We start from the raw sequence: 22,282 nt of genomic DNA, 5'->3' as shown, positions 1-22,282 counted from the left end.
GCTCACACAGTCTCAAACAATCAGTTGCCGCTCTGTAACGGATATTCGATCTGGTTGGCCGGTTTGCCGGTCTGGAATTCGAAGATCTTGCGCAGCACGCCCGGCGCCATGGCCGAAATCGGATTCACCCGCAACTGCGGCTGGCCGGGCGTCCCCACCACTTCATAGGTCACGCCGATCAATCCCTCGTTGCTGCCGCCGCCGAGGAACAACCCGACGATCGGAAGCTGGCCGAAGATGTTATTGAGACCGTACATCGGCACGAACGTGCCGCTCATGCGAACCTGGTTGCCGGGATAGTCGATCCTGCCCTCGATCGTCGCGCCGATCGTCGGTCCCTTGACGACACCCTCGCGCACCGTGAGTTGCCCGTTCTGCCGCGTGAACTCCGCGCGCAGACGCGAAAACGAAATGCCGTTCTGGGCGGCCGGCTGACCGCCCGCCGCGGCGCGATCCAGAGCCGTCTCGCCCTTGATCGTGAAATTGCGAACGTTGATCAGCCCCTGCTTGGCGCGCGGCTCGGCGGTCGGAGGGTCCATCGCCAATGCAAGCTGACCGCCAAACATCTTTCCATAGGTATCGGTAAAGCGGAAGAACGCGCCCGCGTCATTGGTCTCGATCAGAATGACATCCTGGCCTTGCGGACGACCGCGCAGATCGCCGGTCAGCGAGGTGTCGCGCCCGATCTTTCCACTCATGACAAAGCTGCGGATCGACCCGTTGCGCCGTGCCATCTTCACCTCCGCGCTACGCACGGCTTCGCCGTAAAATCCGGCCACGGCTCCAATCTTCAGGTCGATGTCAAAATCGATGCTCTTGGTCTTGCCTTTGGCGTCGGCCTGCTTGCCCGAGATCGCCGATTTGATAAAGCCGCGACCATCGAACACATCGCCGCGCATGACGACCTTCAACACGCCGTCCGAGTTGCGCTCGGCTTTCAGCGAAGCCTTGTCTCCCTCCGAGGGCGCGTAAACCGGAAAATTCGCATTCAACAGGTCGCCGTTCTGGTCGATCTCCAGCGATCCCTTTATCATGGCGCCGCCGCCGTCGATGACGATATCCTCCAGGCGCGTCGACTGTGCCTTCTGCACCACATTGAACGTGGCGTGACCTGACTTCCCCGGCAGCTTGACCCAGCCAGGCAGAAGGTTGTCGAGTTTCAAGGACGTCAGATCGGCGTCGACGCCGATCTTGCTGTCCTTGTCAGTGCCGATTTTCCCGACCAGCTTGATCGGAATCGCGCCGGTCGCGCCGGCGCCGAGATCAATGCCGAGTTTTGCACGACTCGCGTCATCCAGCGTGGCCTGCAACTTGATATCGGCGTCGCCGTCCACCGGCTTGCGGTAATCCAGCGAAGCCGGCTGCCCGTTGATCTTCACGTCGCCCTTGACCTGGTATCCCTGGTTGTTGGCAACCACCTTCAGCGCGTTCGCTTCAAGCTTCTGATTCATGATCAGGTGGTCGGCGGCAAACCCTGAAAGATCGGCGGTGATGGAATAGGTCGTATCTTCCTTGGTGATCTGACGCCTGATCGGCAGGCCGAGCACGATCTGCGCAGCCACCGTTCCCTTGCTGGAATTGGGATCGACCAGATTGCCGGTGAATTCTCTGAGGCGGTCAGAGGCGAGAATTTCGGCAACCGCGGGCACCGGAGCGTCGATCCTCAACTTCACCTTCGCTGGCGCAGGTTTGGGCGCCATGTCCGGCACCTCAAAAACGACGTCGGAAATGTTGAGCCTTCGGCCGGCCGCGGTATCGGCGGCAGCCTGCCCGATCGTCACCGTCGCGGTTCTGCCGGTAACTCGCGCTTTCAGATCGGCGTCGTGGATCGACGGCATTTCGTCGACGGGATGCAGCGTCACATCGCTCGCGTCTATATCGATGGAAAGACCGTCATCCGGGATCGGCGGCCCCCGACGCGACAGGTTGCGGAGCGGCGAATTGACACCGATTTCAATTCGCTGGACAGAACCCTTCGTAATGCGGTCGATCACCCATTCGCGTACTTCCGGCACGATCAGAACCGGCCACATGCTCTTGAGCGCAGCCACCGACATCGGCGTCCCGGCAAAACCCAGTTTCAGGCGCGGCGCCTCCGAATAGTCGATGCTCCCGGTGCCGGCGACGCCAATCTTGCCATTGCTGATATCGGCCCGCGTCAATATCATCTGCTTGTGTTCGGTGTCGAACCGCAATCCGACCGCGATGCGGTTGAAGATCAGCGGTTCTTCGCCATCGGAGCCGGCGAGAACAATGGTGCCGCCGCTCAAACTCATCCGCCAGTCCGGAATGCTGCCATTCGGCGGCTCGAGACGGGCCAGCAACGTGATCCGATTCTGGCCGGACACGATTTTGAACGGTGCTACCAGAACGCGCCGTCCCGAATCCCATTCGACGTTCATTTCCATCTGATCGATCGCCATGGGATAGTCAGGCGTGTCGGTATCGATGATCGTACCTTTGCCGGCGAAGAGGCTGCCGCGAAGATAGGTCGGCAGGCCGTCGCGGCCAATCTCACCCTTCAGCTCGCCACTCAGCGGCATGTCGGCGGTATAGGTGAGATCCTTGATGCGGAGAGCCTGCAGAATATTCTTCGCCGGTATCCCGGCAGCCTGCAGATCAATGGGGCGCACGCCATCGGCCAGCGCCCCGACAGCGATCTTAAGCGACCATGCTTTGCTGCCGCCTTCGCCGACACTGAATGCGATCCCGCCGCCGCGCGGCCGGCGAAGGCTCAGGCTGATGTTGCTGAGGCCCCAGCGATTGCCACGCTGCTGGTCGTCGACCACCAGTCTCCCGTTCTTCAAACCGATCTCATTGAGATTCCGCCCGTCCAGCCCCGTCAGGCTGAGACTGTCGAGCCAGCTCAAACCCGCCAGCAGCGCGCTGACGTTGCTTCGGCTGTCGGGATTAGCCGGCGCGGCGCCGGTGCCGGATTCGCGCAATTGCGTAACGGCCTGAACGGATGGCGCAGCAGCGCCGTCGGATCGTGACGTCAGGTCGGCCGGTTGCACCGTGGCGACACCCGTGGCAAGCGGCTTGGCGCTATCGCCGGCCGACACGGTCACCTGGCCGTCCGGCGTAATCCGAACCGCGAGTTCGGCATCGACCAGATTAAGGCTTTCGGCACGCAGCCGCCCGGTCAGCAACGCCATGCCGGACAGTTTCACCTCGGCTTTCGGCGCGCTGGCGACGATCACATGATCGCGGTCGCGGACAACCACGTCACGAACGCGAACCGCGATACGAATTCTGCCGGCGCGCTCGATCTGCGTGCCGCCGATTTCCACGGTGTTGCCGTGACCGATATTTTCCTCGATCGCCGCGACAAGCCAGGGCGTCATCATATCGAGATTGACGGGGCCGGCGCCGAGTCGCCACCAGAGGGCGCCAAAGCTTCCGCCAACCAGAACCGCCAGTATGCCGACGGTAATGACGAGCCGCCTGACCCAGCGTTCGCCCGCGAGCCAGCTTCTGAACCGTCCGAACCGGTCGCCCAATCTGTGGAATCCGGAATCCGACCGTGACAGCAGCCGACTTATGCGACGGCGCTGGATTTCGTCGCAGTCCTGATTCCAGTTGGAATCCTCCCTTTGCGAGACCCGGTCACCGCCGCGCTTGGGATTTGGGATCGGCGTCTTCCTTGTCATTGCCTCTCGGTGCCGGCCTGGACCGGAGCAGTCGCCGTCATTGGTCCGCGCGTCGCTCTCAGACCAACGCTGCACTGAAGGCACTTCTGCCAATCCCCGATCTAACATGTTACGTGTCATCCGGCCCTTGGCGCTTTTCGAGCAGAAAGCAGGCCGGACAACTCGTCGAGTCCCCGAGTAACCGTACCCCGCGGTCGGCAGATATGCACAACGGCCGCGCCATGACCGAGTCGCCTCGACATGCCCGCGAGTCAATCGGATACTGAGCGCCGGAAAGCGACGAAAGGAAGGCGTATGTCCAAGAAGATACGCAAGAAATCCTCCAAACAGGCTGCTCCGGGGGTCGCCCGGTCGGCTATCGCCAGTCGCGCAAAACCGACTCGGAAAGCCGCTCTCTCGTCTCCGTCGGCCGCGAGCGAAACGCGCACATCGCGCACGACGAAACTGCCGCTGGGAAAGGCTGACCTGGCGGAGGGCTCTCCGGCGCCGTCATTCAATCTCCCATGCGATGACGGCACTCGTGTGTCGCTCGCCGATTTTGCCGGACGAAAGCTCGTGATCTTTTTCTACCCGCGCGCCGGTACGCCGGGTTGCACCCGGGAGGCGATGGATTTCACCCGGCTGGCAAAGGAGTTCGCGAGGTGCGGAACGGCGGTGCTGGGCGTATCGGGCGATTCCGTAAAAGCGCAGGCTTCATTCCGTAGCAAGCATAAGCTGTCTATTCCTCTGGTTTCGGATGAACAGCACGCCATGCTGGGCGCATATGGCGCCTGGGGCGAAAAATCAATGTATGGCCGGGTTTTCCTCGGCATTCTTCGTACCACTGTTCTGGTAGCTGCGGACGGCCGGATCGCCCGCATCTGGCGGCGGGTCAAGGTCGACGGGCACGCCGAGGAGGTCCTCGCTGCCGCACGCGGCCTGTAACGACGCACCGTCATTTCCCGAAAATTAACCATGAACGGTTCAAATCGAAGTTGAGCCGACTGGAACCTGTTTCAGGACGGCGCGGGAGTGCCGATGTCGTACCGTTCCAGTCCGTGTGCCGAGTATCCGCAGCATCGCGCGCACGATCACAATCGACATCCTTCCCGCCATGCGGCTTCGGCCGCGCGGACTTCCAACAAGAAGGAAACGCAGCGCGGCTATACTCTCGCCCATGCCGGCAGGCAGGTCCGATTCGGCCCCGTTGTGTTCTGGATTGCAGTCGGAACCATCACGCTGCTCGGGGTCTGGTCCGCCGCGACAGCGACCTACTTCGCCTTCCGCGACGATGTGCTGACGCGGCTGATCTCGCGCCAGGCCGACATGCAATACGCCTATGAAGACCGCATTGCCGAATTGCGCACCCGTGTCGACCGCACGACCAGCCGACAACTGCTCGATCAGGAGCAGTTCCACAGAAAGCTGGACGAGATCATGCGCCGTCAGGCGGTGCTCGAATCCCATGCAGCAGCCCTCAATGCCCTGCCGGACGCCTCAGTGACCGGATCGATCAAGGGCCCGCCCCCCGGGAAGGCCGAAAAGGACGCCGACGCAAGCTCGTCAGGAAAGCCCTTCCCGATCTCCCGTCCGCAGCCGGCCCGGTTCGGCAAAACCACCGGCCCGGCCAACAAGCTGATGCGGCTTGAATCGTCGCTCGATCGGGTCGAGAACCGCCAGACCGCCGAATTGAATTCAGTCGAGAATCGCATGGAATCCCGACTGCGCCGGATGCGCGGCGTTTTCTCCGAACTCGGACTCAACACGGCGAAGATGGAATCCGGCTCGCAGCATTCCGGCACAGGCGGCCCTTATGTTCCGGTCAAGCTACCGCACAATGCCGGCCCGTTCGAGCGCCAACTCACGCGTGTCAATCTGACCCGGGCGCAGATCGATCGACTCAACGGCGCCCTCGCTTTTGTTCCCTATCGTAAGCCGGTGATGGGCGAGATGGAATTCACCTCCGGCTTCGGCATACGCGTGGATCCATTCGTCGGGCGACCGGCGATGCACACCGGCCTCGATTTCCGCGCATCGATGGGCGATCCGGTGCGCGCGACGGCGAACGGAAAAGTCGTCTCCGCGGGCTGGAGCGGCGGCTATGGGCGGATGGTCGAGATCGATCACGGCAACGGCCTCTCGACCCGTTACGGCCATCTCTCTGCGATCAACGTCAGCGTCGGCCAATCCGTCAAGATCGGACAAGTCGTCGGGGAAGTCGGATCGACCGGACGCTCGACCGGCCCTCACCTGCATTATGAAACCCGGATCAACGGGGAAGCCGTCGATCCCCGGAAGTTTCTCCGGGCCGGCATGCTCCTGAACGACGGCTAGCCGATTCGACGTTTGCGCTCGCGGATTCGATCCGCGGTGGCCATGCCGCGGAAACTATTTGCCGTCCCGCGACTTAGTCCGTGTCCTCTGTGATGGAGACCGGAAGAAGGATGCCCGACTGGATCGCTCGAGACCCTGGCCAGATCGACGCGAAGACCGGCAGGACGGTTGCCGCGGCGATCGGCGAACGGCTGCGGATCGACATCCGACTGGAGGAGTCGGAGGTGCCTGTCCGTCTCCAGATTCTGCTGGACCAACTAAGTGCGCAGGATGGCACACCCGACGGCGTTTCGCGCGCGGCTTCCATTTCCGGCATCCAAAGCCGACCGTGAACCGGACCTCCGGCTCCGTCGCGAACAACCACAAACAGGGGTTGCGTTTGGCTGGCACAGCGGTGAAAAGCCAGCATGCTTTCCCTCACCGATATCTCGATCCGTATCGCCGGACGGCTTCTGATCGACCGTAGTTCCGTCCAGATCGCGCCCGGCGCGCGGGTCGGCTTTGTCGGCCGCAACGGCGTCGGCAAGTCCACCCTGTTCCATGCGATCCGCGGCGAACTTCCGACGGAGACCGGCTCCATCGCCATTCCTCCGCGCTGGCGCATCGGCAGCCTCGCTCAGGAAGCGCCCGACGGCCCGGAGAGTCTGATCGAGGTGGTGCTCAAGGCCGACGTCGAGCGTCACGCGCTGCTGCGCGAAGCGGAAACCGCGCGCGACCCGGGCCGGATCGCGGACATCCAGACGCGTCTCGTCGATATCGACGCCCATTCCGCGCCGGCGCGCGCGGCGGCGATCCTGAGCGGCCTCGGATTTTCGACCGCGGATCAGGCCCGACCCTGCGCGGAATTCTCGGGCGGCTGGCGCATGCGCGTCGCCCTCGCGGCGACCCTCTTCGCTGCGCCCGATCTGCTGCTGCTGGACGAGCCGACCAACTACCTCGACCTCGAAGGGACGCTCTGGCTGGAAGATCACCTCGCTCACTATCCGCGCACAGTCATCATCATCAGCCATGACCGCGACCTGCTCGACACCTCCGTCGATCAGATCCTGCATCTCGATCGCGGCAAGCTCACCCTCTACAAGGGCACCTATTCCTCTTTCGAGGACCAGCGCGCCGCTCGCGAGATGCTCGACGCCAAGCACGCCAGGCGGCAGGCCGACGAACGCAAGCGACTGCAGGCCTTCGTCGACCGCTTCAAGGCCAAGGCCTCGAAAGCGCGCCAGGCGCAGTCACGCGTGAAGATGCTCGAACGCATGAAGCCCGTGACAGCGCTGGTCACGCAGGACGTGCGCGAGATTTCGTTTCCCGTACCCGACAAGCTGCTGTCGCCGCCGATCATCGCCGTCGAGGGAGCCGTCATAGGATACGACCCTGCATCGCCGGTTCTCAAACACGTGACCCTGCGGATCGACGAGGACGATCGCATCGCCCTGCTCGGCGCCAACGGCAACGGCAAGTCCACGCTCGTCAAATTGCTCGCGGGAAAGCTGCAACCGTTCGCGGGCAAGGTGGTGCGCGCCGACAAGCTGTCGATCGGCTACTTCGCCCAGCACCAGACCGACGAACTGGACCTCGACGGCTCGCCCTACGATCATGTGCGCCGGCTGATGCAGGGCGCGCCGGAAACGAAAATTCGCGCCCGCGTCGGCGCCATCGGCTTTTCCGGCAAGGCGGGCGACACCCTTGTCAGAAGCCTGTCGGGCGGCGAGAAAGCGCGCCTGCTGCTCGGGCTTGCGACATTCTTCGCGCCGAACATGATCATCCTCGACGAGCCGACCAACCACCTCGACATCGACAGCCGCGCCGCGCTCGCCGAAGCCATCAACGAGTTTCCGGGCGCCGTCATCATGGTCTCCCATGATCGCTACCTGATCGAAGCCTGCGCCGACCGGCTGTGGGTGGTCGCGGACCGCGCCGTCATCCCTTATGACGGCGACCTTGACGATTATCGCCGCGCGACGCTGTCGGCTCGCGGCCTGCGTGCAAGCAGCCGCGACCGTGGATCATCAAGCGAGCGCGACGACGGCCGTGACAAACCTCAACGCAACAAGAATGAAAAGCGCGCTCCGCTCAAACAGAAGATCGCGGACGCAGAAGCCGAGATCGAGCGGATCACCGGCATCATCGCCAAAATCGATGTCGCCCTGGCCTTGCCGGATCTGTTCAAGCGCGATCCCAAACAGGCGACGCAACTGAGCAAGGCGCGCGTGAGCGCAGCCAATGCGTTGCTGCGCGCCGAAGAGGAGTGGCTGGAGGCCAGCGCATCACACGAAGAAACGGCAGGTTAGCGTTTTCAAGCGAAGTGCCTACCGGTTTCGCGTCAAGAAAACGCGTCAAATCAAAAACCCGCTTCTCACCCGATCAGAATCGAAAGGAGCCTTGACGGCAAGCTTCCCGGACACTCAGCTCGCGCCCCTCTTTCTTTTCACCCGTCGCTCCGGCTTCGGAGGTGCGACCGGTTCGGGAACCTTTTCGATCGAGGACAGACGTCCCGCCTTGAAGGTGTAGATGCCGGCGCGGGGCCCGTGCAGGAACGTCAGCACCGCAACGCGGTCGCCATGCGGATTGCTGGAAAGACTGACGTTGTCCGGCGCACCGATGCCGCGCGTCACGTCGCATTCGGTGTGACCCAATGCCACCGTGCCCGTTGCGGGCGCCGCGGGCGGCGTTGTCGGGGCTCCTGCGGCGCCATCGGAAAGCGCGCTGGCTTCACCCGCGCCGATCGGCGGCGCCATGCCCGGACAAAGGCCGTCCGCGCTGATGAGGTCGTCCGGCGTCACCGGCTTGTTCGGCGTGAGCGGCGGCGTTTCGATCGAAACATTCTTGATGAACAGCCTCCCCGATCGGGAAAACCAGTCCGCATCCTTGGCAGACGACAACATATCTGCGGCGCTGCCGCACCCAGCCAGGAGCGGCGCCAGCAAAAGCAACGACATCAAGGCTCTTCGGTGGAATCCGGGCTGTCTCACGATAAACTCTGTTCCCGACCGAGCGTAAAGGCTGGTCCCAACACCAATTTAAGGCACGACCGTGGCTGAGCGTCCGCCCGGAATAGAAAGCCTCAAATATAATTAAATTACAATATATATATCGGTATATATCGCTATTGGCGGCGCTGCCAGCGCCCGTTTTCGTCGGCCTGCCAGTAGGTCACCTCGAACCCTCGCGACTTGCAGTCTGCCCAGACGGTCCGCGCGGCGTCCAGCGCGGCGCCGTCGTCGCCATTGAAGACCAGAACCAGCCGTTCATAGGCTTCCGGACTGTCCGGAAGCGGCGCATTGTCGATCAGGAACATGACGGCTGCCCGATTGGGATTGTGACCGTCGATCGTGAGCACGATCGGCTGTTCGCTTGCGTCCGCGACCCGCCAGGTCGCGTGCGGCAGGAACGAGTCGTCGCTATAGGTCCACAGATGCGCATCGAGCACATCGGCGCGGTCCTCGGACGTCGTGTGCACAACGGCCCGCCAGCCGCGCGCGAAGGTTTTTTCGAGCAGCGTCGGCAGGACGCTTTCAAGCGACATGTTCTGCAAATGATAGAACAGAACCTCGGTCATCGCCGCGCTTCGTAGTACTCCGCGACCAGCCGATCCAGCAGACGCACGCCGAACCCGGATCCCCAGCTCTGATTGATATCGGACTTCGGAGCACCCATCGCCGTTCCCGCGATGTCGAGATGCGCCCACGGCGTTTTGTCGACGAACCGCTGCAGAAATTGCGCCGCCGTGATCGAGCCGCCATAGCGGCCGCCGATATTCTTCATGTCGGCGAACTGCGAATCGATCAGCTTGTCGTATTCGGGCGCGAGCGGCATGCGCCAAACGCGCTCCCCGGTCTCGACGCCGATCCTGGCGAGTCGTTCCGACAACCGGTCGTCGTTGGAGAACAGCCCGGCGTGTTCGGTGCCGAGCGCCACCATGATCGCGCCGGTCAGCGTCGCGAGATCGATCATGGCCTTCGGCTTGAATTTTTTCGTCACGTACCAGAGCACGTCGGCAAGAACGAGCCGACCCTCGGCGTCGGTATTGATGACCTCGATGGTCTGGCCCGACATCGAGGTCACGATGTCGCCCGGCCGCTGCGCGTTGCCGTCGGGCATGTTCTCGACGAGACCGATGGCGCCGACGGCATTGACCTTCGCCTTGCGCGCGGCAAGCGCATGCATCAATCCGACCACGCAGGCCGCGCCGCCCATGTCGCCCTTCATCTCTTCCATATTGCCGGCGGGCTTGATCGAGATGCCTCCGGTATCGAAGCAGACGCCCTTGCCGACGAAGGCGATCGGCGGTTCGCCCTTCTTGCCGCCGTTCCAGCGCATGACCACCGTGCGGCTGGGACGCGCCGACCCCCGCCCGACACCCAGCAGCGCGCCCATGCCGAGTTTCGTCATTGCCTTGACGTCGAGGATATCGACGCCGACCCCGACCCTGCGCAACCGGCTGGCGCGCCGCGCGAACTCCTCCGGATAGAGCACGTTCGGCGGCTCGTTCACGAGGTCGCGCGCGATAATGACGCCATCGACGACGTGATTGTCCGGGGCGAATGCTTTCTTCGCCGCGGCAACATCGGCGACCGCGACCGAGACGTCCGCGCGGAGCGCCGCGTCGTCTCCGTCTTTCTTCCTCGTCTTGTAGCGATCGAATTTGTAGGCGCGCAACCGGACGCCGGATGCGAGAGAGGCCGATTGATCGGGGTTCATTGCTGCCGACGGCAATTCCGCAATGACCGTCACGGCGCTATTCTCGCCGCGAATCTTGCCGGCGATGACGCCGCCGAACTTGAGGAAATCGCTTCTCTTGAGAGCGGACGCCTCGCCGGCACCGACGACAATCAGGCGATCTGCCTTGAGTCCCTCCGGCGCGAGAATATCGAGCGTCGCGGCGCTCTTGCCCTTGAAACGATTGGCCGCCGCGGCTCGTTTGACGACCGCGGCCGACGCCCCGAGAACCTTGCTTGCGGCTCGTCCGAACTTCAGCGCATCGTCGCAGAACACCACAAGGATGCCGCGCGGAGCGGTCGAAAACGGAACAAAGCCGACCTTGACGGCGTCGGGCATCGAAAATCCTCCAGAATCAAGGGTGGCGCAGCGTCGAAATCACGCCGGCGCGAGAGAGATATCAACTATGACCTGTCTGAGGCAACGCTGCCAAGGTCCGCGCCCTCCCACCAGCCATCCGAAACCGTATTGGCTTCAAAATCCGCTCGGAAGCCTGTTGGCGGTCACTATAGCGTTTTCGAGCGAAGCATGTCCTGGGGCTTGACCCGCGGATGGAATCCGGTTCGCGTGAAGAAAACGCGTCAAATCAAGAAGCTGGAGTCTTTCACCGTTTCCATGGAACGGTGAAAGACTCCAGCGTGACAACGCGGCCACATATCCCGGAATTTAACCATAATCGATGGGCATCAGGGCTCAGCCATTTTGTTGACAGATCAAAGGGATGGTACTGAGAGGCGAGTCAGGTAAAAGCATTGGCGAGACGTTGGGGAGGTCTCGGTCCAGTCTGGCGTTGCCGGCTGTTTTGCCTGGAGGATGGGGGATCGTTCAGACCGATGGGGTCGATCGACAAGTACATTTTCCGGACGACGCTGGCGTCGTTTGTCGTGGTTCTGGTCAGCCTGACGGGGGTGATCTGGATTACGCAGGCGTTGCGCGGCATCGACCTGATGACAAGCCAGGGCCAGACCATACTGACATTTCTGGGGATCACCAGCCTTGCGATTCCCGTACTGGTGCTGATCATCTCGCCGATCGCGCTGATGATCGCGATTTCGCACACGCTTCATAAACTAGCGACCGATTCCGAAATCATCGTGATGAACGCAGCCGGCCTGTCGCCATTCCGGCTATTCCTGCCCTTCATTTACGCCACCGTGGTCGTGGCCTTGCTGGTGGCGTTTATCGCGGCCTACCTTGCGCCCGACGGCATGCGCCGGCTGAAGCGATGGGACGCTGAAATCACCGCGGACGTTCTGGCGAACGTTTTACAGCCCGGCCGGTTTGCGCAACTCGATCCGAATTTGACGATCAGGGTTCGGGAGCGCCGGCCCGGTGGCGTACTGGTCGGGATATTCATCGACGATCGCCGCAATCCTGACGAACGGCTCAGCATCATCGCCGACCACGGGACCGTTATGAAGAACGACAAGGGGTCGTTCCTCATTCTCGAAGACGGGCACCTGGAGCGATTCGAGGCCGGCAAACGCGAGCCGAACATGGTGGTTTTCCGCCGTAACGCATTCGACATGTCGAAATTCTCAAACCGGGGGCATGACGTCGTCTATGGCATCCGCGAGCGCTATCTCTGGGAGTTGATCTCGCCTGATCCGGCGGACCCGCAGGTGCAGCGGTTGTCCGGCCAGTTCCGCGCCGAGCTTCACGATCGCTTCACGGCGCCGATCTATCCGTTCGCCTTCGCCGCGCTGACCTTCGCATTTCTTGGAACACCGCGCACGACGCGTCAAAGTCGCAATTTCTCCATGGGGGCAGCGATTGCGGCGGTCTTCGGCCTGCGCATGGCAGGCTTTGCGCTTTCTGTCATGACGGTGAAGACGCCGACCGCTGCGCTGCTGCAATATCTGCTTTTGTTCGGCGCGATCGGCGTCAGCCTCCGGGTGATCGTTGCCGGAACCGTGCTCGAACCGCCCGCCGCATTGATTGAGGCAATCAACAGGTCGAACGCGCGGCTCCTCCGTCTGCTGGGGAGGCCGGCCGCCGCATGAGCATGTTGACGAACACATTGGGTCGGTATTTCGCCGGCCGTTTTGCACTGGCCGCGCTCGGCGTGTTCGCGAGCATCTTCCTGCTTCTCGTTCTCGTCGACTACATCGAAATGGTCCGCAGGACATCCGGACTTGCGTCGGCATCGGCAATCATGGTCGCTGAAACATCGCTCTTCAGGGTGCCTCAACTGCTTGAGAAACTGACCCCGTTTTGTGTCCTGATCGGCGCCATGATTTGCTACCTGGCTCTGTCGCGGCGGCTGGAACTGGTGGTGGCGCGCGCCGCCGGCATCTCGGCGTGGCAATTCATCTCGCCGGCGCTCGCGTGCGCGCTTCTGCTCGGGGTCCTCGCGACCACGGCCTACAACCCGATGTCCGCCAACCTGCGCGAACTGTCCAAGCGGATGGAAGCCGAATTGTTCGGCAGCGCCCCCGCAGGAGGCCTGCAGGACGCATCCGGCTTCTGGATCAATCAGGTGACGGACGAAGGCCAGGCCATCATCAACGCCGCGCGCAGCGAGCAACAAGGCGTCCGCCTCACCGGGCTCACCGTATTCAGGTTCGATCGCGACTCCAAATTCAAGGAGCGTATCGAGGCACGCGAAGCAACTCTCGAGGACGGCCACTGGCTGTTCAAGGGCGTCCGCCGCTTTACGCTCGATAGTCCTCCGGTCGCGCAGGAGACCTTTGTCCTCCCCACCAATCTGACATCGGTGCAGGTCCGAAACAGTTTCTCGACTCCCGAGACTGTGTCATTTTGGCAACTGCCGAGTTATATCAGATCGTCGGAAAGTTCGGGATTCGCCACTGCAGGCTACCGGCTGCAATACCACAAACTTATCGCACAGCCGTTTTTGCTGGCTGCCATGGTGATGCTGGCCGCCTCGGTGAGCCTCAGGTTCTTCCGCTTCGGCGGCGTACAAAAGATGGTTTTAAGTGGCGTGGGATCGGGCTTTCTGCTCTATGTCCTGTCCAAGGTAACCGAGGATTTGAGCAAGGCCGAACTGATGAATCCAATCGCTGCGGCGTGGCTGCCCGCCTGCGTGGGCGGCCTCGCCGGCTTTTTGGTCTTGCTGTACCAGGAGGACGGGTAGTGGCTGCAATCGCCGCCCTCCGAAGACGTATGCACGCCCGCGAGCGGCGCACCCCGTTGTGCTGCCGCCGTCTTCGCATGTCCGCGATTCTGACCTCGCTGACTCTGGGCCTGATCGCCACCGCCGGGCTGGACATCGTCGCCACCGCGCCGGCCGCAGCTCAAAGCTTCACCTACAATCCTCGCCCGCCCAAACCCAAGCCGCCACCGGCTCAGAATAACGGGCAGATGCTCGTTCAGGCCAACGAGGTCGACTACGATTACAACAACTCGCGCGTCTCAGCCGTTGGCAACGTGCAGATGTTCTACAACGGCACCAGCGTCGAAGCGGACAAGGTCATCTACGACCAGAAAACCAAGCGGCTCCACGCCGAGGGCAACATCCGCATGACCGATGCGAATGGCAGGGTCACTTACGCCAACATCCTCGACCTGAGCGACGACTACCGGGACGGCTTTGTCGATTCGCTCAGGGTCGACACAGCCGACGCGACGCGCATGGCCGCGAGCCGGGCCGATCGGACCAAAGGCAACTACACCGTCTTCGAGAACGGCGTCTATACCGCCTGCGCACCTTGCAAGGACGACCCGAAAAAGCCGCCGCTCTGGCAGGTCAAGGGGGCGCGCATCATTCACAATCAGACCGAGAAGATGCTGTATTTCGAGGACGCCCGGCTCGAATTCTACGGCGTGCCGATGGCCTATATGCCGTTCTTCTCCACGCCCGATCCGACCGTGAAGCGCAAGAGCGGCTTCCTGATGCCGTACGTGACTTCTTATGATCCCTATGGGATCGGGATCGAGGTCCCCTATTATTTCGCGCTCGCACCGAACTACGACCTGACCCTCTCGCCGCGTTTCACCACGCGGCAAGGCGTACTGATGCAGGGCGAGTTCCGGCAACGCCTCCTCAACGGCTCCTATCAAATCCGCGCTTATGGAATCGACCAGCAGGATCCAGGCGCATTCACGAGCGGCGGGACTCCCCTGCCCGGCGATCGCCAGTTCCGCGGCGGGGTGGATACAAAGGGCCAGTTCGCGCTGAACGACAAATGGGTCTGGGGCTGGGACGGCGTCCTGCTGAGCGACTACTATTTCTTCTCCGACTACCGGTTAAGGCAGTACAGCGACTCTCTGCAATCGTTCCTGAGTCTGCCGACCGAAGCCGTCTCGCAACTCTACCTGACCGGCGTCGGCAACCGCAGCTACTTCGACGCGCGCGCAATCCACTACCTGAGCTTCTCGGGCAACCAAAATCAGGTTCCGGTTGTTGCGCCGGTCATCGACTATTCGAATGTCATCAACCATTCGGTGATCGGCGGCGAGTTCAGCTACAAGTTCAACTTCACCAACCTCACGCGCGATCAGGCGCAGTTCGATCCGATCTCCACGCTGGCGAACACCTCTTTCCTGTGTCTTCCGACATCAGCCGATCCCATGGCGCGGACGCCGAACAACTGCCTGCTGCGCGGCGTACCCGGCACCTACACGCGCCTGACCGCCGAAGCGCAGTGGCGCAAGTCGTTTACCGATTCCTTCGGTGAGATCTGGACGCCGTTCGCGTCGCTTCGCGCCGACGCCATCAATGCCGACATCTCGAACCAGCCCGGCGTGTCCGACTTCATCCAGCCCGGCAACACGAGCACGGTGCGCCTGATGCCGACCGTGGGTCTTGAATACCGCTATCCCTTCATCAACGTTCAGCCCTGGGGCACCACGACGATCGAGCCGATCGCACAGGTCATCATCCGCCCGAACGAGACCTATGCCGGCAAGCTGCCGAACGAGGATGCGCAAAGCCTTGTCTTTGACACCAGCAACCTCTTCAGCGTCGACAAGTTCTCCGGCTACGATCGCGTCGAAGGCGGCGGGCGCGCCAATGTAGGCGTAAAGGCGACGACCCAGTTCGATCGCGGCGGTTCGATCAATTTCCTGTTCGGCCAGTCCTATCAACTGTTCGGCCTGAACTCGTTCGCCGTCGCGGATCTCACCAATACCGGCGTCGATTCGGGCCTGCAGCGCACCCAATCCGACTATGTGACGAGCATCAACTATTCACCCGACAACATCTTCACGTTCAGCACGCGCGCACGTTTGGATGAAGCGACCTTGAGCGTGCAGCGTTTCGAAGCCGAAGGCCGCGCCAGCTTCAACCGTTGGTCTGCGAGTGTCCTGTACGGCGATTATGCCGCGCAGCCAGACCTCGGATATCTCACGCGCCGCCGGGGCATTCTGGGTTCCGGCTCCATCAAGGTTGCATCGAACTGGGTCGTGCAAGGTGCGGCACGTTGGGATCTGGAAGCCAATCAGATCAACCAGTATACGATCGGCGCAGGATATGTGGACGACTGTTTCGTCCTCGGCCTCAATTACGTGACGTCATACACCTACTCTGCGGGAACGACGCCGCCCCAGCTTAATCATGCGGTCATGCTTCAGATTGGCTTGCGGACCCTGGGGCAGACCCGCGGAGGATCAACCGGCTCTGGCCTCCAGTAATTCCGGAGCGGTGACGCTGAATGGCGGAGTGCGCCGCCGACGTGACCTGTCCCGGTTCACCTGAAACTTGCTAGGCGCGACTGACATGAATATGACCTTGCTCCTTCGGGCGTTTTGCCGCCTTGCCATATTCGCAATTTTTCCGTTCGCCGGGCTGAACGCGCCGCTGCATGCGCAATCCGTGGCGGTCATGGTCAACGGCGAGCCGATCACCACCTTCGACATCGAACAGCGCAGCCGGCTGATTCAAATATCGACGCACAAAACTCCGACACGGCAACAGGTGATCGACGAGTTGATTGACGAAAAAGTGAAGGTCAAGGAAGCCAAGAAGTACGGCGTGAACCCGACGTCAGCGGATATCGATCAGGCGTATGCCAGCATGGGCGCACGGATGCGGATGTCGCCTGACCAGTTGACCAAATCACTCGCCGCTCAGGGCGTTCGCCCGGACACGGTCAAAGCGCGCCTGAAGGCCGACATCGTCTGGGGAAGTCTCGTGCGCGGTCGTTTCAAGGATAGTCTTCTTGTCAGCGACCGCGACGTCAACGAAGTGCTGAAGAACAACGGCGACGATCCATCGAAGATCGAGGGATTCGAATACCAGATGCGCCCCGTTCTGTTGATTGTTCCGCGCGGCGCCGCCTCGTCCGTGACGGAGGCTCGGCGCAAAGAGGCGGACTCGTTGCGCGAACGCATTCAGTCGTGCGCAGAGGCGAGTCACGTTTTCGAAGCGATGCGGAACGCCACGATACGCGATACGGTCATCAAGACGTCGGCCGACCTGCCGCCGCCGCTTCGGGATTTGCTCAACAAAACGCCTGTGGGACATCTGACTCCGCCGGAGATCACGAAGCAGGGCGTGGAAATGGTGGCGGTGTGCGAAAAGAAGGCGACCAGCGTGGATAGTCCAAAGAAAAAGGAGATCCGTGAAAAGATGTTCGCCGCCAAATACGAAAAAAAATCCAAGGAATATCTGGAAGATGTTCGGAAATCCGCGATGATTGAATATCGTCAGGGCGGCCCGGAAAAAAAGGGCGAATAATAGTGACTTTCGCGCCCTCGCTCCGGCCGGGGGCAAGAAGTTGAGCGGCGGCCTGTGCCTGGCGCCGCGCTGGAGCGACCGCGTTGTGAAGCCTCTTGCATTGACCCTGGGAGAACCGGCCGGCATTGGCCCGGATATTGCGATCGCAGCATGGCTCCGGCGCAAGAGTGACGCTGTTCCAGCCTTCTATCTCGTTGGCGACCGGGCCTTCATTGCGGAACGCGCCAGACTGCTCGATGTCGATCTTCCTCTGGTGGACGCTGGTCGGGAGGACGTCTCCCGGATATTCACAGAAGCGCTTCCGATCGCTGCCACGGGCCGTCCTGCGACCGCGCATCCCGGGCATCCCGATGCCAACAGCGCATCGGCGGCGATCGAATCGATCCGCCAAGCGGTCAACGACGTTGTCGCGGGCCAAGCGGGAGCTGTGGTCACCAATCCCGTTGCGAAGAGCGTGCTCTACCGGGCCGGTTTCGCTCATCCCGGCCACACCGAATTTCTCGCCGAACTGGCGGCGCGCGACGGCAAGCCGCGGCAACCGGTGATGTTGCTGTGGTCGTCCGACCTGGCGGTGGTGCCCGTTACGATTCATCTCCCCTTGCGCGAGGCGATCGCGACATTGTCGAGCCCGATGATCGTGGACACTGTTCGCATCGTCGTCTCCGATCTGCATACACGCTTCGGAATCGCCAGGCCTCGCATAGCCGTATCCGGATTGAATCCCCATGCCGGAGAAGACGGCTCGCTCGGAACCGAAGATCAGGCAATCGTCGCCCCGGCCATCGCAATCCTGCGCGCCGAGGGAATGGACGTTAAAGGCCCGCTTCCCGCCGACACCATGTTTCATGAGGCAGCGCGCCGGACCTATGACTGTGCGATCTGCATGTATCACGACCAGGCGCTGATTCCGGTCAAGACACTGGCTTTCGACCAGGCGGTCAACGTCACGCTGGGATTGCCGTTCATCCGGACATCGCCCGATCACGGCACGGCGTTCGACATCGCCGGCACCGGTCGCGCCAATCCGTCGAGTCTGATCGCCGCGCTGCGTCTTGCGGCGCGAATGGCGGACTCAACGCATTCGCCATGAGCGTGATCGACGACCTCCCTCCGCTGCGCGACGTCATCAAACGCCACGCGCTGTCGGCGCGCAAATCGCTGGGACAGAATTTTCTGCTCGATCTGAACCTCACCGCAAGGATCGCGCGCGCCGCCGGTCCGCTTCAAGATGCGACTGTCATCGAAGTCGGTCCTGGTCCCGGCGGATTGACCCGCGCGCTGCTTGCCGTTGGCGCCCGGCATGTGATCGCCATCGAACGTGACATGCGCGCGCTCGGCGCTCTGGAAGAAATCTCGGACCGTTATCCCGGACGCCTCACGATCGTCAACGCGGACGCGATGCAATTCGACCCGCGTCCCCTGCTCGGCACCACGCGCGCAAAAATCGTCGCCAACCTGCCCTATAACATCGCAACCACGCTTCTGATCGGCTGGCTGAGCGTCGAGCCATGGCCGCCCTGGTATGACGCGATGGTGCTGATGTTCCAACGCGAGGTCGCCGAACGCATCGTCGCCTGCGAAAACGAGGAAGCTTATGGCCGCCTCGGCGTGCTGTCGAACTGGCGCACCGAGACCAAAATCCTGTTCGACATCTCGCCCGCGGCGTTCGTGCCGCAGCCTCAGGTCACGTCTTCTGTCGTGCGGCTGGTGCCGCGCGCGAGACCTCAACCTTGCGAGCGCCGGCTGCTCGAACAGGTCGCTGCCGCCGCGTTCGGGCAGCGTCGCAAGATGCTAAGGCAGAGCCTGAAGTCGCTACCCGCCGATCCGGCGTTGCTGACCGCAGCGGCCGGCGTCGACGCAACGCGGAGAGCCGAGACAATTCCGATATCCGGCTATGTTGCCATGGCGCAGGAATTGGCGAACATACGAAACAGAACGAACCGGGCCTGAGGAGAAAACGTTACGGCCCTCCTGAAACGCCAATCGCTCGTGTCGTTCGACGCGCCGTTGCGCGAAACTATTATCGATGCGCCAAAGCCGCGAGGCCGTGAGGCCTTGGCGCGCATGGAGCAGTTGGCAGGGTTGTCGGCCGCGTCATGTTCAAAACCCGGGGCTCGCCGAGGATCCACCTCCCTGGCACCACAACCATGCTGGTAAAAACAAGCGTTCGTTGCCCGCGCCCGGCCTCAATTTAACCGCAGCCATTCCGGATTCGCGGCACAATGCGACCCCAGTCTCTTCCGACAATCCGGTGCAAGACGTCATCGCGTCATCACCGGGGATGTTGATGTCAAATCATTCGAGGAAGCCGCTCTCAACCCTTTTCGTCGCGTTATTCGCCGGCAGCATGCTCGCGATCGCCGCACACGGTCCGGCACGCGCAGACGACACCTGCCTGGCGGGACCCAAAGCGACAACGCCGCGCGGAAGCCATTGGTACTATCGGATCGAGCCGGGAACGAAGCGTCACTGCTGGTATCTCGGCGCAGAACGCGGCAAGACCGCGAAGACAGCCGCGGCCAAGCCGCCATCGCCTGCTTCCGCGCCGGCTAAGCCGACCGCACGGACGTCTGCCGCACCGCCTCTGCGACCGTCCGTCGCCAATGCTCATGCAGAATTTGACGACGCAGCGCGCGACCAAACGAACGCCAACCCATCGCCATCGGACACGCCTCTCGCAACAGCCGGCGAACAGGGGAGCGCCGACCCCTCACCTTCCGCCGCCATTCCCTCGACCGAAGCCGCGGAGCCCTCTGATACTCGGGCGCCGGCTGTTGCCACCCGCTGGCCCGATCCGGTGGTCAACACAGCTCCGGCAGGCAATGCGGCGCAACCGCCGGCGCCTGCGGCAGCGACCACGTCAAACCCGCAGTTGCAGAACGGCCAGTCGACGCTCGCATCAACAGCCGCGCCTCCTCAGCCGCAATTGCTTGGCGAACGTACCGAGCCCGGCCCTGCCGTCCGCGTCGTCGGCGCTCCGGAATCCGAAACCACATCCTATTCGATACCGATGCTGCTGGGCGGTCTTGCCGGCGCGCTGGCTTTTGCCGGAATTCTCGGATCCGCGGTTATCAAGTTCGGGAGCCTGAGCAGCCTCATGCACATCCGCCGCCCGGGGTCGACCCGGGCCGTAAGCGACAGCGGCTCCCCTCCACCGTGGCAGCAGCCGAATTCTGACCTTGCGCCCCCACACCTCAGAGATCCGTTGCGCGCGCGCCGGGAGATCGAAGCGCAATCGCGCGACATCATGGAAATTCTGTCGCGAGCGTCGCGCGGGGCGGCGACGTAGCGATGGGCGCCCGAGCTATTCCGGCGAGCGAAGTGGAATCCGGTTCGCGCGAAGAAACCGCGTCAATCAAATCAATCATAGAGCCTCGCTTCTGATTCCACCAGAAGGCTCTATGTCTCGAGTTGTTTCTGCAGGTCGCGCACGAACGCCGTCAATCCCGTCCGGCGTTCGCGCTTGAGCCGCTCAGCCTTCAGGATCGAATGCACCTCGGCAAAGGCTTCGTCGACGTTCCGGTTGATGACGATGTAGTCGTATTCCGCCCAATGGCTCAGTTCATGCGCGGCGCGATCCATTCGTCCGCGAATGATATCGTCAGAATCCTGAGCGCGGGTGTGCAGACGTCTTTCGAGGTCGGCAGCGGACGGCGGCAGAATGAAGACGCTGACGACATCGGCACGCGCTTTCTCGCGCAATTGCTGCGTGCCTTGCCAGTCGATATCGAACAGCACGTCGCGGCCCGACGACAGAGCCGCCTCCACCGGAGCGCGCGGCGTCCCGTAACGATTGTCAAACACCGTGGCCCACTCCAGCAGTTCGTCACGCTTGACCATGGCCGCGAACGCCGCCATGTCGACGAACCTGTAGTCGCGGCCATCGACTTCGCCTGGCCGCATCGGCCGCGTGGTGGCGGAGACCGAAAGAGTCAGGCCCCCGACCCGCTCGATCAATAGCCGCGACAGCGTGGTCTTGCCCGCGCCCGAAGGCGACGACAGCACGAACATCAGGCCGCGCCGTTCGACTCCATCGAAGCCCTGACCGTGAGCAGCCATCGGTCACTCCAGATTCTGGATCTGTTCGCGAAACTGCTCGACGACATTTTTCATCGCAAGGCCGATATTGGTCAATTCGACATCGTTCGACTTCGAACAGCAGGTGTTCACTTCCCTGTTGAATTCCTGCGCGAGGAAATCAAGTGGCCGTCCGATCGGGCCACCGCCGCCAATCAATTCCCGCGCCTGCGCGATATGCGAAGCAATGCGGTCGAGTTCCTCGCGGATATCAGCCCTCGCGGCGATCAGGACCGCCTCCTGATTGAGTCGGTCCGGATCGAAGCGGTCCGATGTCCCGAGAAGCGCTGATATTTGCTCCGCAAGCCGCGCCTTCACTGCTTCCGGTCGGCGACCGGGCGCGGCCTCCGCCTTGCTCGCAAGGCGTTCGATCTCATCCATGCGCTGCGAGAGGATCTGGCCGAGCGCAACGCCCTCACGCTCGCGCATGTCGATCAGGCTGCACAATGCCCGCTCGAAAGCCTCGGCAACAGCGGTCTTCGCGGTCTGCTCCTCCACTTTATCAGTTTCCGGTTCAACGACTTCGAGAACACCCTTGATCGACAGCAAGCCATCAATGCTCGGGGCGACCGCGTCGATCCGGCCTGACAGATCGGTGGCGACCTTCAGGACGGACGCCAGCACGTCCTCGTTGAGACGAATGACGGAAGCGGCGTTGCTGCGCTTCACGGTCAGATTGGCGTAGACGGTGCCGCGCGACAACACCTGGGCCGACCGCCTGCGTACCGTTGCTTCGATATCGTCCCAGCCTGGTGGAAGCCGCATCCGAAAGTCGAATCCCTTGGCGTTCACCGATTTCAGTTCCCATTCGAACGCATAAGGCCCGCTGACGCCGTGGCTTCGCGCAAAGCCGGTCATGCTCGACAACGCCATCGCGTGCTTTCTC

General features: G+C 62.2%; 17 protein-coding genes. 11 read left to right on the top strand and 6 right to left on the bottom strand.

What is annotated here, in order from left to right; genetic code table 11:
* Positions 1-20: 20 nt before the first annotated feature.
* Positions 21-3,770: a YhdP family protein gene (locus tag ACMDCM_RS05160; RefSeq protein WP_412772562.1), complete on the bottom strand. Its 3,750-nt coding sequence runs from the start codon at positions 3,768-3,770 to the stop codon at positions 21-23.
* Between the two features lie 120 nt (positions 3,771-3,890).
* Between ACMDCM_RS05160 and ACMDCM_RS05155 the strand changes: the two genes are divergently transcribed.
* From ACMDCM_RS05155 to ACMDCM_RS05140, 4 genes are all read left to right on the top strand, one after another.
* Entirely contained in the window at positions 3,891-4,574 is a 684-nt protein-coding gene (locus ACMDCM_RS05155) for a peroxiredoxin (protein ID WP_412772561.1), read from the top strand.
* Between the two features lie 93 nt (positions 4,575-4,667).
* Positions 4,668-5,963 carry a peptidoglycan DD-metalloendopeptidase family protein gene (locus ACMDCM_RS05150; protein ID WP_412772560.1) on the top strand — a complete coding sequence of 432 codons (1,296 nt, stop codon included), beginning with the start codon at positions 4,668-4,670 and terminating at the stop codon, positions 5,961-5,963.
* A 110-nt stretch (positions 5,964-6,073) separates the two neighbouring features.
* Complete coding sequence (locus ACMDCM_RS05145; protein WP_412772559.1) at positions 6,074-6,295, top strand: hypothetical protein; 222 nt, start codon at positions 6,074-6,076, stop codon at positions 6,293-6,295.
* A gap of 75 nt (positions 6,296-6,370) precedes the next feature.
* Positions 6,371-8,251, top strand: a complete 1,881-nt coding sequence (locus ACMDCM_RS05140; protein WP_412772558.1) for an ABC-F family ATP-binding cassette domain-containing protein — start codon at positions 6,371-6,373, stop codon at positions 8,249-8,251.
* Positions 8,252-8,365: 114 nt separating this feature from the next.
* On the opposite strand, the gene ACMDCM_RS05135 is transcribed toward ACMDCM_RS05140, so the two are convergent.
* The 3 genes from ACMDCM_RS05135 to ACMDCM_RS05125 all read right to left on the bottom strand — a co-directional run bounded on the left by ACMDCM_RS05135 (position 8,366) and on the right by ACMDCM_RS05125 (position 11,018).
* Positions 8,366-8,899 carry a hypothetical protein gene (locus ACMDCM_RS05135; protein WP_412772557.1) on the bottom strand — a complete coding sequence of 178 codons (534 nt, stop codon included), beginning with the start codon at positions 8,897-8,899 and terminating at the stop codon, positions 8,366-8,368.
* A 167-nt stretch (positions 8,900-9,066) separates the two neighbouring features.
* Complete coding sequence (locus ACMDCM_RS05130) at positions 9,067-9,519, bottom strand: DNA polymerase III subunit chi (protein WP_412772556.1); 453 nt, start codon at positions 9,517-9,519, stop codon at positions 9,067-9,069.
* Entirely contained in the window at positions 9,516-11,018 is a 1,503-nt protein-coding gene (locus ACMDCM_RS05125) for a leucyl aminopeptidase (protein WP_412772555.1), read from the bottom strand. The genes ACMDCM_RS05130 and ACMDCM_RS05125 overlap by 4 nt, the downstream gene beginning before the upstream one ends.
* A gap of 494 nt (positions 11,019-11,512) precedes the next feature.
* Here ACMDCM_RS05125 and lptF point away from each other — a divergent pair, with 494 nt between their 5' ends.
* From lptF to ACMDCM_RS05090, 7 genes are all read left to right on the top strand, one after another.
* Complete coding sequence (lptF, locus tag ACMDCM_RS05120; protein WP_412772554.1) at positions 11,513-12,682, top strand: LPS export ABC transporter permease LptF; 1,170 nt, start codon at positions 11,513-11,515, stop codon at positions 12,680-12,682.
* On the top strand, positions 12,679-13,776 hold the full coding sequence (gene lptG, locus ACMDCM_RS05115; protein ID WP_412772553.1) for an LPS export ABC transporter permease LptG: 1,098 nt from the start codon (positions 12,679-12,681) through the stop codon (positions 13,774-13,776). The genes lptF and lptG overlap by 4 nt, the downstream gene beginning before the upstream one ends.
* Positions 13,777-13,805: 29 nt before the next feature.
* Positions 13,806-16,274 carry an LPS-assembly protein LptD gene (locus tag ACMDCM_RS05110; protein WP_412774672.1) on the top strand — a complete coding sequence of 823 codons (2,469 nt, stop codon included), beginning with the start codon at positions 13,806-13,808 and terminating at the stop codon, positions 16,272-16,274.
* A gap of 85 nt (positions 16,275-16,359) precedes the next feature.
* A complete protein-coding gene (locus ACMDCM_RS05105) occupies positions 16,360-17,319 on the top strand; it encodes a peptidylprolyl isomerase (protein ID WP_412772552.1) in 960 nt (319 codons plus the stop codon).
* A gap of 40 nt (positions 17,320-17,359) precedes the next feature.
* A complete protein-coding gene (pdxA, locus tag ACMDCM_RS05100; protein ID WP_412772551.1) occupies positions 17,360-18,409 on the top strand; it encodes a 4-hydroxythreonine-4-phosphate dehydrogenase PdxA in 1,050 nt (349 codons plus the stop codon).
* Positions 18,406-19,269 (top strand): 16S rRNA (adenine(1518)-N(6)/adenine(1519)-N(6))-dimethyltransferase RsmA, encoded by an 864-nt coding sequence (rsmA, locus tag ACMDCM_RS05095; RefSeq protein ID WP_412772550.1) that lies wholly within the window; start codon positions 18,406-18,408, stop codon positions 19,267-19,269. The genes pdxA and rsmA overlap by 4 nt, the downstream gene beginning before the upstream one ends.
* 337 nt (positions 19,270-19,606) lie before the next feature.
* Complete coding sequence (locus ACMDCM_RS05090; RefSeq protein ID WP_412772549.1) at positions 19,607-20,608, top strand: hypothetical protein; 1,002 nt, start codon at positions 19,607-19,609, stop codon at positions 20,606-20,608.
* Between the two features lie 110 nt (positions 20,609-20,718).
* Here ACMDCM_RS05090 and gmk read toward each other — a convergent pair whose 3' ends face one another.
* The gene (gmk, locus tag ACMDCM_RS05085; protein ID WP_412772548.1) at positions 20,719-21,378 is read right to left on the bottom strand and encodes a guanylate kinase; all 660 of its coding nucleotides are present in this window, start codon (positions 21,376-21,378) and stop codon (positions 20,719-20,721) included.
* Positions 21,379-21,381: 3 nt separating this feature from the next.
* Positions 21,382-22,269, bottom strand: a complete 888-nt coding sequence (locus ACMDCM_RS05080) for a YicC/YloC family endoribonuclease (RefSeq protein ID WP_412772547.1) — start codon at positions 22,267-22,269, stop codon at positions 21,382-21,384.
* Between the last annotated feature and the right edge of the window lie 13 nt (positions 22,270-22,282).

The sequence above is a fragment of the Nitrobacter sp. genome (genome assembly GCF_047149785.1).
Classification (GTDB): Bacteria; Pseudomonadota; Alphaproteobacteria; order Rhizobiales; family Xanthobacteraceae; genus Nitrobacter.
Note: the sequence above shows the minus strand (reverse complement) of the source record. Positions and strands in the feature narration are given on the sequence as shown.